The organism is Microbacterium sp. Bi98, assembly GCF_918698045.1.
In the GTDB taxonomy this organism is placed as follows: Bacteria; Actinomycetota; Actinomycetes; order Actinomycetales; family Microbacteriaceae; genus Microbacterium.
In genome coordinates this window covers 193697-207978 of the sequence record NZ_CAKKLK010000003.1, presented here as the reverse complement: position 1 = coordinate 207978, position 14282 = coordinate 193697, and the positions used below count along the sequence as shown (strand labels likewise).

12 protein-coding genes are annotated in these 14282 nt (G+C 66.7%); 4 read left to right on the top strand and 8 right to left on the bottom strand.

What is annotated here, in order from left to right:
* Positions 1-10: 10 nt before the first annotated feature.
* The 8 genes from LQZ85_RS07675 to lepA all read right to left on the bottom strand — a co-directional run bounded on the left by LQZ85_RS07675 (position 11) and on the right by lepA (position 8336).
* The gene (locus LQZ85_RS07675; RefSeq protein WP_230100781.1) at positions 11-1036 is read right to left on the bottom strand and encodes a PhoH family protein; all 1026 of its coding nucleotides are present in this window, start codon (positions 1034-1036) and stop codon (positions 11-13) included.
* 61 nt (positions 1037-1097) lie between these two features.
* Positions 1098-1445 carry an HIT domain-containing protein gene (locus LQZ85_RS07670; protein WP_053096519.1) on the bottom strand — a complete coding sequence of 116 codons (348 nt, stop codon included), beginning with the start codon at positions 1443-1445 and terminating at the stop codon, positions 1098-1100.
* A gap of 44 nt (positions 1446-1489) precedes the next feature.
* On the bottom strand, positions 1490-2218 hold the full coding sequence (locus LQZ85_RS07665; RefSeq protein ID WP_230100741.1) for a 16S rRNA (uracil(1498)-N(3))-methyltransferase: 729 nt from the start codon (positions 2216-2218) through the stop codon (positions 1490-1492).
* 14 nt (positions 2219-2232) lie between these two features.
* Positions 2233-3348 carry a molecular chaperone DnaJ gene (gene dnaJ, locus LQZ85_RS07660; protein ID WP_053096522.1) on the bottom strand — a complete coding sequence of 372 codons (1116 nt, stop codon included), beginning with the start codon at positions 3346-3348 and terminating at the stop codon, positions 2233-2235.
* A 39-nt stretch (positions 3349-3387) separates the two neighbouring features.
* The gene (gene hrcA, locus LQZ85_RS07655; RefSeq protein ID WP_053096524.1) at positions 3388-4419 is read right to left on the bottom strand and encodes a heat-inducible transcriptional repressor HrcA; all 1032 of its coding nucleotides are present in this window, start codon (positions 4417-4419) and stop codon (positions 3388-3390) included.
* A gap of 106 nt (positions 4420-4525) precedes the next feature.
* Complete coding sequence (gene hemW, locus LQZ85_RS07650) at positions 4526-5743, bottom strand: radical SAM family heme chaperone HemW (protein WP_056278899.1); 1218 nt, start codon at positions 5741-5743, stop codon at positions 4526-4528.
* A gap of 16 nt (positions 5744-5759) precedes the next feature.
* A complete protein-coding gene (locus LQZ85_RS07645; protein ID WP_053096528.1) occupies positions 5760-6413 on the bottom strand; it encodes a DUF1990 family protein in 654 nt (217 codons plus the stop codon).
* A 69-nt stretch (positions 6414-6482) separates the two neighbouring features.
* Positions 6483-8336, bottom strand: coding sequence for a translation elongation factor 4 (gene lepA, locus LQZ85_RS07640; RefSeq protein ID WP_053096530.1), 1854 nt, complete (start codon positions 8334-8336; stop codon positions 6483-6485).
* Positions 8337-8576: 240 nt separating this feature from the next.
* Between lepA and LQZ85_RS07635 the strand changes: the two genes are divergently transcribed.
* From LQZ85_RS07635 to LQZ85_RS07620, 4 genes are all read left to right on the top strand, one after another.
* On the top strand, positions 8577-9560 hold the full coding sequence (locus LQZ85_RS07635; protein ID WP_053096532.1) for an ABC transporter permease: 984 nt from the start codon (positions 8577-8579) through the stop codon (positions 9558-9560).
* Entirely contained in the window at positions 9560-10483 is a 924-nt protein-coding gene (locus LQZ85_RS07630) for an ABC transporter permease (RefSeq protein ID WP_053096534.1), read from the top strand. The genes LQZ85_RS07635 and LQZ85_RS07630 overlap by 1 nt, the downstream gene beginning before the upstream one ends.
* Complete coding sequence (locus LQZ85_RS07625; RefSeq protein ID WP_230100740.1) at positions 10480-12411, top strand: ABC transporter ATP-binding protein; 1932 nt, start codon at positions 10480-10482, stop codon at positions 12409-12411. The genes LQZ85_RS07630 and LQZ85_RS07625 overlap by 4 nt, the downstream gene beginning before the upstream one ends.
* Positions 12412-12528: 117 nt before the next feature.
* Positions 12529-14241: an ABC transporter family substrate-binding protein gene (locus LQZ85_RS07620; RefSeq protein WP_053096539.1), complete on the top strand. Its 1713-nt coding sequence runs from the start codon at positions 12529-12531 to the stop codon at positions 14239-14241.
* Positions 14242-14282 lie beyond the last annotated feature (41 nt).

Sequence of the window (14282 nt, the reverse complement as noted above, 5' to 3'; positions counted from 1 at the left end):
GCTCGTTTCATCAGGAGAGGCCTCGTTTCGGCATCCGGTCTCGGGGTCCTGGTCGCTGTGCGCCCCGCCGGTCGGCACGGTTGGCGAACTCCGCCGCCTGCTCGCGCTCGTAGCGCTGGGCGGTGCGCCGCTCGTCATACTCGCTGTAGGCGTCGACGATCCGTCCGACCAGCGAGTGACGCACCACGTCGTCGCTCGTGAGCCGCGCGAAATGGATGTCGTCGATGCCGTCGAGCACGCGGGTGACGAGCCGGAGTCCCGAGGATCCCTGCGGGAGATCGACCTGGGTGATGTCACCGGTGACGACCATCTTCGACCCGAAGCCGAGACGCGTGAGGAACATCTTCATCTGCTCGGGAGTCGTGTTCTGCGCTTCGTCGAGCACCACGAACGAGTCGTTGAGCGTGCGGCCGCGCATGTAGGCGAGAGGGGCGACCTCGATCGTGCCCGTCGCCATCAGACGAGGGACGATCTCGGGGTCCATCATCTCGTTCAGCGCGTCATAGAGCGGGCGGAGATACGGGTCGATCTTGTCGGTGAGCGTGCCGGGCAGGAATCCGAGCCGCTCTCCAGCCTCGACCGCGGGGCGGGTGAGGATGATGCGGGTGACCTCTTTGCGCTGCAGGGCCTGGACGGCCTTGGCCATCGCGAGGTAGGTCTTTCCGGTACCGGCCGGGCCGATGCCGAAGACGATCGTGTTCTCCTCGATCGCGTCGACGTACTCCTTCTGCCCCAGCGTCTTGGGACGGATGACCTTGCCCCTGGTCGACAGGATCGCCTCTCCGAGCACCTCGCTCGGGCGAGGGCCGCCGTCGTTGCGCAGCAGGCGGGCCGAGCTCGTCACGTCGCTCGGGGCGAGGTCGTGGCCGGCCTTGGTCATGGTCATCAGCTCGTCGACCAGGGTCTTCGCCTTCGCGACTGCCTCCGGCGCGCCGGTGAGCGTGATCTCGTTGCCGCGCACGAGCACCTGGACGTCGCGGTGCTCCTTCTCGAGCATCCGGAGCAGTCGATCCTGCGGACCGAGGAGCTGCACCATGGCGACGCCGTCGGCGTAGATCTTCTCGACGGCGGTGTCGGATGCGGTCAGGTCGTTTTCGTCAGAAGCCAACGAGCTTGCTCTCCTCGATGTTGCCGAGCACATGGGCGTGCACGTGGAAGACGGACTGGGCGGCGCTGGCGCCGTTGTTGAAGATGAGGCGGTATTCGCCGTTCGCATGCTCGGAGGCGAGCTGCTTCGCAGCCGCGACGATCTCCGCGAGCAGACCGGGGTCGCCCTCGGCGAGCTCCGTGACGTCGCGGTAGTCCTCGGTCTTGGGGATCACGAGCGCGTGCAGCGGTGCCTGCGGGTTGATGTCCCGGATCGCGAACACGCGGCCGGTGTCGAGCAGGATCTCACCCGGGATGTCGCCGTTGAGGATGCGCGTGAAGATCGAGGGCTCGGACATGCTCCCAGTCTACTGACCGCAGCACTGCCGGGTCCGTAGCCTGATCACCAGCGGCTGAGTGCGACCGACAGCACGGCGATCGCAGCCGGGCCCGCCGTGGACGTGCGCAGCACGGTGTCTCCGAGCAGCACACGCTCGGCGCCGGCATCCGACAGCTTCGAGAGCTCGTCGTCGGAGATACCGCCCTCGGGCCCGACGACGAGGACGATGTCCCTGCCGTCCGGCTCGAGCTCGGACAACCGCACGGGGGCGGTCGGGTCGAGAAGCAGCACCCGCTGAGATGCGGCGCGTCTCGCGAGGTCGGCGGTCGACGCCGGAGGCGCCACCTCCGGGACCCACGCCCGGTGAGCCTGCTTCGCCGCCTCGCGGACGATCGTCGCCCACCGCTCGCGCCCCTTGACGGCCTTGGGACCATCCCATCGGGACACGCTTCGGCTCGCCTGCCACGGCACGATCTCATCGACGCCGAGCTCGCATGCCGCCTGCACGGCGAGCTCGTCGCGATCGCCCTTCGCGAGAGCCTGCACGAGCACGATGCGAGGGCTGGGCGCGGGGTGGACCGATCGCTCGGCCACGCGCACGTCGACGCGGGACGGAGACACCTCTTCGGCGACGCCGGTCAGCCACACCCCCGAGCCGTCGCCGACCGTCACCGCCTCGCCGACGCGGAGCCGTCGGACGACGGCGGCGTGCTTCGCCTCGGCGCCGGTGAGCGACACGAGGTCGCCGACCGCTGCATCCGAGGAGTTCTCGACGAGGAAGTGGAGTGCCATGAGCGCCGTCCGGATCAGTGCGAACGGAAGCGGTCGCGGAGCTTCGAGAACAGCCCCTGCTGGAACTGCGCCAGCTGCGGGCCCGGTGCCTTGGTCTTCTTCGCGAAGTCCTCGATGAGCGCGCGCTGCGCGGAGTCGAGCCGGGTCGGAGTGACCACCTGCACGCCGACGCGGAGGTCGCCGCGCTGGTTGCCCCGCAGCGGCGTGATGCCGCGGCCCTTGATCGTCAGCACGTCGCCGGACTGGACGCCCGAGCGGATCTCGAGATCGACCTCGCCGTCGAGACCCTGGATCGTGGTCTCGGTGCCGAGGATCGCATCCGGCATCGACACCTCCAGCGTCGCCAGCAGGTCGTCGCCGTCGCGGCTGAAAGACGGGTGCGGGTTCACGGTGACCTCGACGTACAGGTCGCCGTTCGGGCCACCCGCCTTGCCGACCTCGCCAGAGCCCGGCAGCTGCAGGCGCAGCCCGGTCTCGACGCCGGCGGGGATGTCGAGCGAGACGGTGCGACGCGAGCGCACCCGCCCCTGGCCGCCGCAGGTGCCGCACGGATACGGGATCGTCGTGCCGTAGCCCTCGCAGGTGCCGCAGGGCTGAGAGGTCACGACGTTGCCGAGCAGGCTCCGCACCTGACGCTGAACGTGTCCGGAGCCGCCGCAGATGTCACAGGTGACGGGCGACGTGCCCTCCTGGCAGCACGAGCCGTTGCACGTCTCGCACAGCACGGCCGTGTCGACCTCGATGTCGCGGTGCGCACCGAAGACGACGTCGCCGAGATCGAGGGTCACCCGGACGAGGGCGTCCTGTCCCCGTTCGCGGCGTGACCGCGGACGCGCGCCCCTGCCGCCGCCTTGGCCCGCGCCGAAGAAGGTCTCGAAGATGTCCCCGAAGCCGCCGAAGCCCTGGAAGTTGCCGGCGGCGCCGTCTCCGCCGCCCATGTCGTAGCGGCGACGGGAATCGTCGTCGCTCAGGACGTCGTATGCATGCGTGACGAGCTTGAACTGCTCGGCCGCGTCCTCACCCGGATTCACATCGGGGTGGAGCTGACGAGCGAGGCGTCGGTACGCCTTCTTGATCTCGTCGGTGGAGGCGTCACGAGAGACGCCGAGTACCTCGTAGTGGTCTGCCACAATGGCCCTTCTGCGTGTGCTGTTCTCTGGGCGGCCGCGTCAGCGGGCCGCCTCGTCTTCGTCGAGCATCCGAGACAGATAGCGGGCCACGGCCCGCGCCGCCGCGAGATTGCTCGGATAGTCCATGCGCGTCGGCCCCATCACGCCGACTCGCGCCGTGCCGCTGGGGGCGGCGTAGTTGCTGGCCACGATCGATGCCTCGCCGAGGCCGAAGGACGCGTTCTCGGTGCCGATGCTGGCGGCGAGACCGTGGGAGTCCGCCTCCATCTCGCTCATCAGCCGCAGCAGCGTCACCTGCTCCTCGATCGCCTCGAGCAGAGGGTGGATGCTGCCGCGGAAGTCCTGCTCGCGTCGAGCCAGAGTCGCTGCTCCGGCCATCACCAGGCGCTCCTGACGGAAGGCGCCGAGCTCGTCGATGACGATCGTCGCGAGAGCGCGCAATACGACGTCATGACTGTGTGCGTCGTCCGCGAGAAGCGCCTGCAGCCGCTCAGCGGCGTCGCTCACCGCCCGGCCCGTGATCAGGGCGGAGAGACGAGCACGCAGCAGCGCCATGTCGGCGTCGTCGACGTCGACGGGCAGCGGGGCGATGCGCTGCGAGACGCCGCCCGCGTCGGTGACGAGCACGATGAGCAGACGATTCGGCGCCAGCGCCACGAGTTCGAGATGCGTCAGATGCGCGCGCGCGAATGACGGGTACTGCGCCAGCGCGACCTGCCCCGTGAGCTGCGTGAGCACTCGGACCGTGCGCACCATCAGGTCGTCGAGGTCGGAGGGAGCGGTGAGGAAGGACTCGATGGCCGTGCGCTGCGCGACCGACAGCGGCCGCAGCTGGGCGAGATGATCCACGAACACGCGGTAGCCCTTGTCGGTGGGGACGCGACCGGAGGAGGTGTGCGGGGCGGCGATCAGCTCTTCGTCTTCGAGCAGTGCCATGTCGTTGCGGATCGTCGCCGCGGACACGCCGAAGGAGTAGCGGTCGACGATCGATCGGCTGCCGACGGGTTCATGGGTCTCGACGTAGTCCTGCACGATCGCGCGGAGAACCTGGAGGCCTCTTTCGCTGACCATCGCAACTCCCTCCCTCTTGGCACTCACTGGCTACGAGTGCCAATTCTACCCGCCGACGCCGACCACGTGCTGATCCGGCACGATGTCCGGACTCAGCGGTCGCCGATCAGTCGGTGAGCTCACGCACGACGGCATCGGCGAGCAGGCGCCCCCGCAGTGTGAGCTGCACGCGTCCGCGAACGGCAGCGGCCGGGTCGACGAGCCCATCCGCGATCAGACCCGCGACGCGTGTCCTCTTGTCCGCGGCGAGGTCGCTGACGGCGATGCCCTCGCGGATGCGACTCAGCAGCAGGATGCGCTCGAGCGTCGTCGACTGCTCGTCCGGCCGCTCCGTGCCGGCGGCGGGAGACTCCGCTGCGGCGAGCCGCTGTGCATACGCGGCCGGATGCTTGACGTTCCACCACCGCAGGCCGGCGACGTGACTGTGCGCGCCGGGACCGAATCCCCACCAGTCGCTCCCCTGCCAGTAGGCGAGATTGTGCCGCGAACGCTGCTCGGGCGAGCGAGACCAGTTGCTGATCTCGTACCAGTCGAAGCCCGCCGCTGCGAGACGCGCATCGGCGAGCTCGTACATGTCGGCCTGCAGGTCGTCGTCCGGCGCCGGCACCTCGCCTCGGCGGATCTGTCGCGCGAGCTTCGTGCCGTCCTCGATGATCAGCGCGTACGCCGAGATGTGGTCCGACTCGAGTGCGAGCGCCGCATCGAGCGACGCCTCCCAATCACCGATCGACTCACCGGGGGCGCCGTAGATGAGGTCCACGCTCACGGCGAGGCCAGCGTCCTTCGCCGCGGCGACCGCTGTCGTCACATTCTCAGGGCGATGAGTGCGGTCGAGAGCGGCGAGCACATGCGGCACTGCCGACTGCATGCCGATCGACAGCCGCGTGACGCCGGCATCCGCGAGGGTCCGCGCGACCTCGGGCGTCACCGTGTCGGGGTTCGCCTCGACCGTGATCTCGGCGCCGTCGACGAGGCCGAACGCGTCGGTCGCCGCACCGAGCATCCGGGCGAGATCTCCCGCGGGCAGGAGAGTCGGCGTGCCGCCGCCGAAGAACACGGTGTCCATCGGGCGCAGCGCGCCCGCATCCGCGAGAACGCGCCTCGCCAGGGCGATCTCGGTGATGAGCGTCGAGGCGTAGTCCTCCTGCTTCGCGCCGCGGAGCTCTCCCGAGGTGTAGGTGTTGAAGTCGCAGTAGCCGCACCGCACCCGGCAGAAGGGGACGTGCAGATATGCGGAGAAGGGCACGGAGGAATCGATCGGCAGATCGGAGGGCAGATGTCCGTCTGCCGGTGCCGGATCGCCGAGTGGAAGCGGACCGGCCATCAGAGAGGTGCGACCATCAGACCGGAGTCGCGTACAGCGGCGAGATCGCCCGCAGATAGCGTGCGAACAGTTCCCGGCGACGGCGCTTCACCAGCGGCGGGACGACGCGGTAGAGCAGGGAGTTCGGCGCGTCGAAGGCACGGACGGAGAACCACACCTCGTCGTTGTCCTCACGCCAGTCGATGTCGAAGGACTCCTCACCGCGCACCACCGAGCCTCCGACCGTGCCCAGCACGAATCCGATCCGGCGCTTCTCCTCGGTCACGGAGATCACGCGCAGCTCGGCATCCGCCCGCATGCCGGCAACCCGCCCATGCAGGCGCAACGTCATGCCCGGGCCGGCGAACGGGGTGCCTTCCGCGTCGAAGCGCTGTTCGACGTCGTTTTTGCTCGGTGCGATCGGCGTGCCCTCGGCGTCGAAGCTGACACCGGCGTAGGCGGGACCGGGCGCGGGACGCACATCCTCGATGCTGAGGCCCGCCGCGCGCTGCGCGGTCCAGGTCAGCAGAGCTTCGCCCGCGGACTGGAAGCGGTCATGACCGCTGCCGATCCGCCAGGAGTTCTCCGCCGGGATGCTGCGCTCCGGCGGGTACTGCATCAGATCGGGCGCGTGGGTCGCACCCACGGCCGCATAGTCAACCGTGTCGTCTCGGAAAGTCCCGCGCCGCATGCGTTCCAGCCTACTTCCCGTTCCCTGGACGATCACCCTCCACGCCGGGAACAGCCCGGCCTGAAGGTCCTACTTCTTGTCCTTGCCCTCGACGTCGCCGGAGAGCGCTGCGATGAACGCCTCCTGCGGCACTTCGACACGACCGACCATCTTCATGCGCTTCTTGCCCTCTTTCTGCTTCTCGAGGAGCTTGCGCTTGCGGCTGATGTCACCGCCGTAGCATTTGGCGAGCACGTCCTTGCGCAGCGCCCTGATCGTCTCGCGGGCGATGATCCTGGCGCCGATAGCGGCCTGGATCGGCACCTCGAAGTTCTGGCGAGGGATCAGCTTGCGCAGTCGCTCCGTCATCAGCGTGCCGTAGGCGTAGGCCTTGTCGCGGTGCACGATCGAGCTGAACGCGTCGACCTTGTCACCCTGCAGCAGGATGTCGACCTTGACCAGGTCCGCCTCCTGCTGTCCGGCGGGTTCGTAGTCGAGCGAGGCATAGCCCTGGGTCTTGGACTTGAGCTGGTCGAAGAAGTCGAAGACGATCTCACCGAGCGGCATCATGTAGCGGAGCTCCACGCGCTCCTCGGAGAAGTACTCCATGCCCAGCAGCGCTCCGCGACGAGACTGGCAGAGCTCCATGACCGTGCCCACGTAGTCCTTGGGCAGCAGGATCGCGGTCTTCACCATCGGCTCCGACACCGAGCCGATGCGACCGTCGGGGTACTCGCTCGGGTTCGTCACCGTCACGGTCTCGCCTGTGTCGCTCGTGAGCACCTCGTAGATCACGCTGGGTGCGGTGGTGATGAGGTCGAGGCCGAATTCTCGCTCGAGACGCTCGGTGATGATCTCGAGATGCAGGAGTCCCAGGAACCCGCAGCGGAAGCCGAAACCGAGGGCGACCGAGGTCTCAGGCTCGTACTGCAGCGAGGCGTCGGAGAGCTTGAGCTTGTCGAGCGCCTCCCGGAGCTCCGCGTAATCGCTGCCGTCGATCGGGTAGATCCCCGAGAAGACCATCGGCTTCGGGTCGGTGTAGCCCGGCAGAGCCTGGGTCGAGGGCCTGCGTGCCGTCGTGATCGTGTCACCGACCTTCGACAGACGGACGTCCTTCACTCCGGTGATGAGGTAGCCGACCTCGCCGACGCCGAGCCCCTTGGACGGCACCGGTTCGGGGCTCGACACGCCGACCTCGAGCGCTTCGTGGTTGGCACCCGTCGACATCATCTGAATGCGCTCGCGGGGCGACAGGCTGCCGTCCACCATGCGGACGTAGGTGACGACCCCGCGGTAGGCGTCGTAGACGGAGTCGAAGATCATGGCGCGGGCCGGAGCATCGGCGTCTCCGACGGGTGCGGGGATCTCCTTGACCAGTCGGTCGAGCAGCTCCTCGACGCCGACACCGGTCTTGCCCGAGACACGGAGCACGTCCTCGGGCTTGCCGCCGATGAGCGATGCCAGCTCCTTGGCGTACTTGTCGGGGTCGGCCGCCGGCAGGTCGATCTTGTTCAGCACCGGGATGATGTGCAGGTCGTTCTCGAGCGCGAGGTAGAGGTTCGCCAGAGTCTGGGCCTCGATGCCCTGGGCGGCGTCGACGAGCAGGATCGCGCCCTCGCAGGCGGCGAGAGACCGGGACACCTCGTAGGTGAAGTCGACGTGCCCCGGGGTGTCGATCATGTTGAGCGCGAAGGTCTCGCCGTCGATCTCCCACGGCATCCGCACGGCCTGGCTCTTGATGGTGATGCCGCGCTCACGCTCGATGTCCATGCGGTCGAGGTACTGCGCGCGCATGTCGCGATCCGAGACCACGCCGGTGATCTGGAGCATGCGGTCGGCGAGGGTCGACTTGCCGTGGTCGATGTGCGCGATGATGCAGAAGTTGCGGATCTGCGCCGAAGGCGTCGCGGCAGGCTGAAGCGGAGTGAGAGCGCGTGGTGACATGTCCTGACGATTCTACGGTGAGGTGAGGCTTATGCCCGCTTCGTGCGATCCGGTGATATTCTGCCGAGGTTGCCCGGGAGCCATCCGTGACACCGGATCCCGTGAGCGATAAGACTCCGTCACAGACCAAGTGCAGGCGTCGTGTCGCGCAGATCGGCTGATGGTGATTGACTGTCTTCCCGGCTCAGCGTTGCGTCGGCGGATCCCGCGCGCGTCTGTAAAAGAGAAAGAATCATCACCTTGATCAAGTATCTGTTGCGCCGCCTGCTGGGATGGGTGCTGATGATCGTCATCGCGACGAACATCACCTACTTCCTCGCGTGGCTGTATCTCGATCCCGAGAACAACTACGTCGGACGTCGACCTCCGCTTTCGCCCGATCAGATCGATGCGCTGCTGAAGCCTCGCAACCTCAGCGAATCGGTCCCCCTGATCGAACGATGGTGGACCTGGTTCTCCAGCATCCTCTTCCGCTGGGACTGGGGAGTCGGCCCCACAGGCGAGTCCGTCAACGAGCAGGTCGCATACCGCGTCTGGATCAGCGCCGAGCTCGTGCTCGGGGCGACGATCATCACGACCATCCTGGGCATCGCCCTCGGTGTCTACACGGCATCCCGTCAGTACAAACTGGCCGACCGCATCGGTCAGGGCACGAGCATCATCACGATGAACATCCCCACGGTCGTTGCGGGATTCGCTCTGGTTCTGCTCGCGATCAACTTCAACAACGCGGTCGGCACGACCGTCTTCTACGTCGTCGGATCCTCCAGTCAGGGGGTCGAGGGATTCTTCCCCGTCCTCATAGACGTCCTCCAACATCTGACGCTCCCCACACTCGGCCTGGTGCTCACGGGCTACGCGTCCATCCACTTCCTGCAGCGCTCGCTGCTGCTCGACAACATCAAGGCGGACTACGTTCGCACCGCCCGTGCCAAGGGACTCACCAAGCAGCAGGCCATCCGCAAGCACGCGCTGCGGACGTCGCTGATCCCCGTCACGACGCAGGTCGCGTTCACGATCCCCGCGGTCTTCACCGGAGCGGTGCTGACCGAGACGATCTTCAACTGGAACGGAATGGGTCGGTACTTCATCCAGACCCTGAACAACAACGACATTCACGGCGTGGTCGCAGTCGCGGCGTTCGGCGCCCTGATGACGGCGATCGGCGCGATCCTCGCTGACGTCGCCGTGGTCGTCCTCGATCCGAGAGTGCGGGTGAGCTGATGTCCCTGGAAGCCATCGGGGTGTCCCCCGAGATCGCCGAGCCGGAGAAGCCGAAGAACCGCAAGCGCACCTCGATGCTGACGCTGTACACGCGTCGGTTCCTGCGCAACCGCGGTGCCTTGATCGGCGTCGTCATCCTCGCGCTTCTGGTGGTGTTCGCGATCGTGGGACCGCTCATCGCTCCGTACTCGCACACCGACCTCGACTTCCTCGCACTGCGCCAGGCTCCCTCGGCCGAGCACTGGTTCGGGACGAACGGTTCGGGCAACGACAACTTCGCTCAGGTCGCCGTCGGTCTTCAGCGCTCCATGATGATCGCTGCCCTCGTGGCCATCGGCACCACGGTCGTCTCTGCACTCATCGGTGCCACCGCCGCCTACTTCGGCGGCCGGTACGAGCGGATCATGCTCGCGATCATCCACTTCATGATGGTGGTCCCGAACTTCCTGATCCTCGCGATGATCTCGAACGACGCCGGCGGGAACTGGCTGGTGATCTCGCTCGTCATGATCTTCGTCGTCGGCTGGTTCTTCCCTGCCCGGATCATCTGGACCCTGTCGCTGTCGATCCGCGAGCGCGAGTACGTGCATGCCGCTCGCTACGCCGGGCTCTCGGGGATGCGGATCGTCCTGCGTCACATGCTCCCGAACATCGGGTCGCTGCTGGTGATCAACTTCACGCTCGGCGTCGTGTCGGCCGTCCTCACCGAGACCGCGCTCTCGTTCCTCGGCTTCGGTGTGAAGCTGCCCGACGTCTCGCTCGGCGCCCTGATCGGCTACGGCTCCAGCACTCTGGTGAGCGCACCGTGGCTCTTCTACTTCCCTGCAGCGGCGCTCACCCTGCTCACCGTCTCGATGGCTCTCATCGCCGACGGTCTGCGCGACGCCCTGGATCCGACCTCTGCGGCTGGAGGTCGCGCATGAGTACTGTCCTTTCCGTCCGAGACCTCAAGGTCAGCTTCCTGTCGGAAGCCGGTCGAGTCGATGCCGTGCGCGGCGTCTCGTTCGACCTCGAAGAGGGTCGCACCCTCGGCATCGTCGGCGAATCCGGTTCGGGCAAGTCCGTCACCTCGCTCGCGATCATGGGCCTGCTCGACGACAACGCCAAGGTCACCGGGTCGATCATCTATGACGGCCAGGAACTGCTCGGCAAGTCCGACAAGCAGCTCTCGGTGATCCGCGGCAACGGGATGGCCATGGTCTTCCAGGACCCGCTGACGTCGCTCACGCCCGTGTTCACGATCGGCGACCAGCTGATCGAGGCTCTCACGGTGCATCGTCGGCTGTCGAAGAAGGACGCCTGGGATCGGTCCGTCGAGTTGCTGAAGCTCGTCGGGATCCCCGAGGCGGAGCGCCGCATGAAGGCCTTCCCGCACGAGTTCTCCGGCGGCATGCGTCAGCGTGTCGTGATCGCGATCGCGATGGCCAACAATCCCAAGCTCATCATCGCGGACGAGCCGACGACCGCACTGGACGTCACCATCCAGGCGCAGATCCTCGAGCTCATGGAGAAGGCGCAGCAGGAGACCGGCGCCGCGATGATCATCATCACGCACGACATGGGGGTGGTCGCCAAGACCGCCGACGACGTGCTGGTGATGTACGCCGGCAAGCCCGTCGAGCAGGCCCCGGTGCGCGAGCTGTTCTACCGCACCCGGATGCCGTACTCGATCGGCCTTCTGGGTGCCATCCCGCGGGTGGACAAGACCGAGAAGGTGCCGCTGATCCCGATCAAGGGCAACCCCCCACTCCTGATCAATCTGCCGGATGCGTGCCCGTTCGCGGCGCGATGCCCCATCGCGATCGACGCGTGCCTGCAGCGCGAGCCCGATCTGCTCCCCATCTCCACCGAGGGTCACTCCGACCACTCCGTCGCCTGCATCCGCGCGAACGACATCGACGACGACGGACGCATCGGCGGGCTCCCCGTCTTCCCCATCCCGGAGATCCCCGAGAGCGGGCTGGCGAAGGTGCCCCGCGAGGATCGTCCCATCACCCTCGAGGCGGTCAACCTCAACAAGACCTTCCCCCTCATGAAGGGTGCGCTCTTCAAGCGCAAGGTCGGCGAGGTGCACGCCGTCAAGGGGATCAGCTTCGACATCCGCCAGGGCGAGACCCTCGCGATCGTCGGCGAGTCGGGCAGCGGGAAGACGACGACGCTCCTCCAGATCATGGATCTCGTCGCCCAGGAGGACGGCGACATCCGCATCGGCGGCACGAGCGTCGCTGACATCAAGAACCGAGCGGAGGAGCGAAAGCTCCGTCGTGATCTTCAGATCGTCTTCCAGGACCCGATGGGGGCGCTCGACCCTCGCATGACGGTCTGGGACATCATCGCCGAGCCGATGCTCGCGATCGGCATGAGCAAGGACGACGTGTTCGATCGCGTCGAGGAGCTCATGGGTCTCGTGGGTCTCGACCCGGCGCACAGCGACCGCTTCCCCCAGGCGTTCTCGGGTGGTCAGCGTCAGCGCATCGGAATCGCACGAGCACTGTCGACCAACCCGAAGATCGTGGTGCTCGACGAGCCCGTCTCGGCTCTCGACGTCTCGATCCAGGCCGGCGTGATCAACCTGCTCGACGAGCTGAAGGCCAAGCTCGGGCTGTCCTACCTGTTCGTGGCGCACGACCTCGCCGTCGTACGCCACATCGCCGACCGGGTCGCAGTGATGTACAAGGGCTCGTTCGTCGAGCACGGAGACGTCGATCAGGTGTTCGACGATCCGCAGCACCCCTACACGAAGGCGCTGCTCTCGGCGATCCCGATCCCCGACCCCGACATCGAGCGCACGCGCGAGCGGATCATCCTTCCCGTCGAGGGTTTCGACGCAGAGGCCATCGCCGTCAGCTGACCTGTGTACCGATGTGCACAGTCCGATAACGGTTCCGTGTCACTGGGGTTTCGCCCGAGAGTTGCGGGGTTAGTCTGCCCCTATCCCAAGTAAGGCCGACAGGCACTAAGGAGTACCATGAAACGGCATCAGAAGCTGATGGGCATCGCTGCTCTCGGCGCCGCCTTCGCCCTCGTCATGAGCGGGTGCGCACCGGCAGGCAACGGCGGCGGCAACAGCGGTGAAGGCGAAGCTCAGACGGTCGAGGGCGCGGACTACAACCCGCAGCCCCGTGAGAACCTCGCAGAGGGCGGCGAACTCCGCATCCCCGTCTCGAACATCGCCGAGCAGCTGAACTACTTCCACAGCGACGGTGACGCCCGCGTCACCCAGATCGGGACGTGGTTCCGCCCCCAGATCCTGCTGATGGATCCTGACGGCACCGTCAAGAAGAACGACGCATACCTCGACGACTACTCCTTCGGTGTCGAAGACGGCAAGACCGTCCTGCACTTCAAGGTCAACGAGAAGGCTGTCTGGAACGACGGCACGCCCATCGACGTCACCGCGTTCAAGGCCACCTGGGAAGCCCAGAGCGGCGAGAACGAGGAGTACCAGCCCAACGCGACCGACGGCTGGAAGGAGATCGAGTCCGTCGAGGCCGGCGAGAACGACCGCGACGTCATCGTGACCTTCAAGGGCGAGTTCGCCTGGCCCGAGATGGTCTACTCGCAGCTGCTGCACCCGGCCGTCAACACGCCTGAGCTGTTCAACACGGCGTTCCTCGGCGACTGGCACCCGGAATGGGCCGCAGGCCCCTACACGGTCGACAACTTCGACAAGACCGGCGGCGTCGTCACGCTCGTCCCGAATGAGAAGTGGTGGGGCAACGCCCCGCTGCTCGACAAGGTCTCCTTCATCCAGATGGAGCCGACCGCGGCGGTCAACGCACTGCGCAACGGCGAGGTCGACATGGCCGAGACCGGCAGCGCCGAGCTGCTCGCACAGGTCGAGGGTCTCGAAGGCGTCAAGACCTACAAGGGTCAGGCGACCGCGAACGCGATCTTCACGCTGAACTCGACCAACCCGGTGCTGTCCGACCTCGAGGTCCGCAAGGCCGTGTTCGAGGCGATCAGCATCGAGCAGGTCAAGGACATCGTCTTCAACGGTCTGAACTACACCGAGGAGCCCGCAGGGTCCCTGACCCTCTTCTCGTTCCAGCCTGACTATGTCAACGCGCTGGAGGAGGCCGGCCGCAAGGACGGCGACACCGAGGGTGCCAACAAGCTCCTCGATGAGGCCGGCTGGGTCGCCGGTGCCGACGGCATCCGCGAGAAGGACGGCCAGCGCCTGTCGCTCGTCTTCCCCGTGCACTCCGACACCGAGACCGCGCGCGCGCGTTCGCTCGCCGTTCAGGCGCAGCTGAAGGAGGTCGGCGTCGAGGTGACGATCGACACCCGTCCGTCCGCCGACTTCGCCGAGGACTACACCACGCAGAACGGTGACATCTTCTTCCTCAACTTCACCTCGTCCGACCCGTTCGGTGCCGCCTGGTTCTGCCAGCTGTACTGCTCGGACAGCGGCCTGAACCTGTCGGGCACCGGCACCGAGGAGATCGACACGATGATCCACGAGGAGCTCGAGACGATCTCCGACCCGGTCGAGCAGACCAAGAAGGCCATGGAGATGGAGTCCGAGATCTTCGCGAAGACCTGGGGCATCATCCCGGTCCTCAACGGCCCGGAGATCTGGACCGTCAAGGAAGGCCTCGCCAACCTCACGCCCGAGCCCTACGTGGGTCTCGACCTCTTCGGCATCACGCCGGTGGAGAACGTGGGATACGAGAAGTAATCCATTCGGAGCCTGACTCGTCAGAGCTTCGCAGCGGGGTC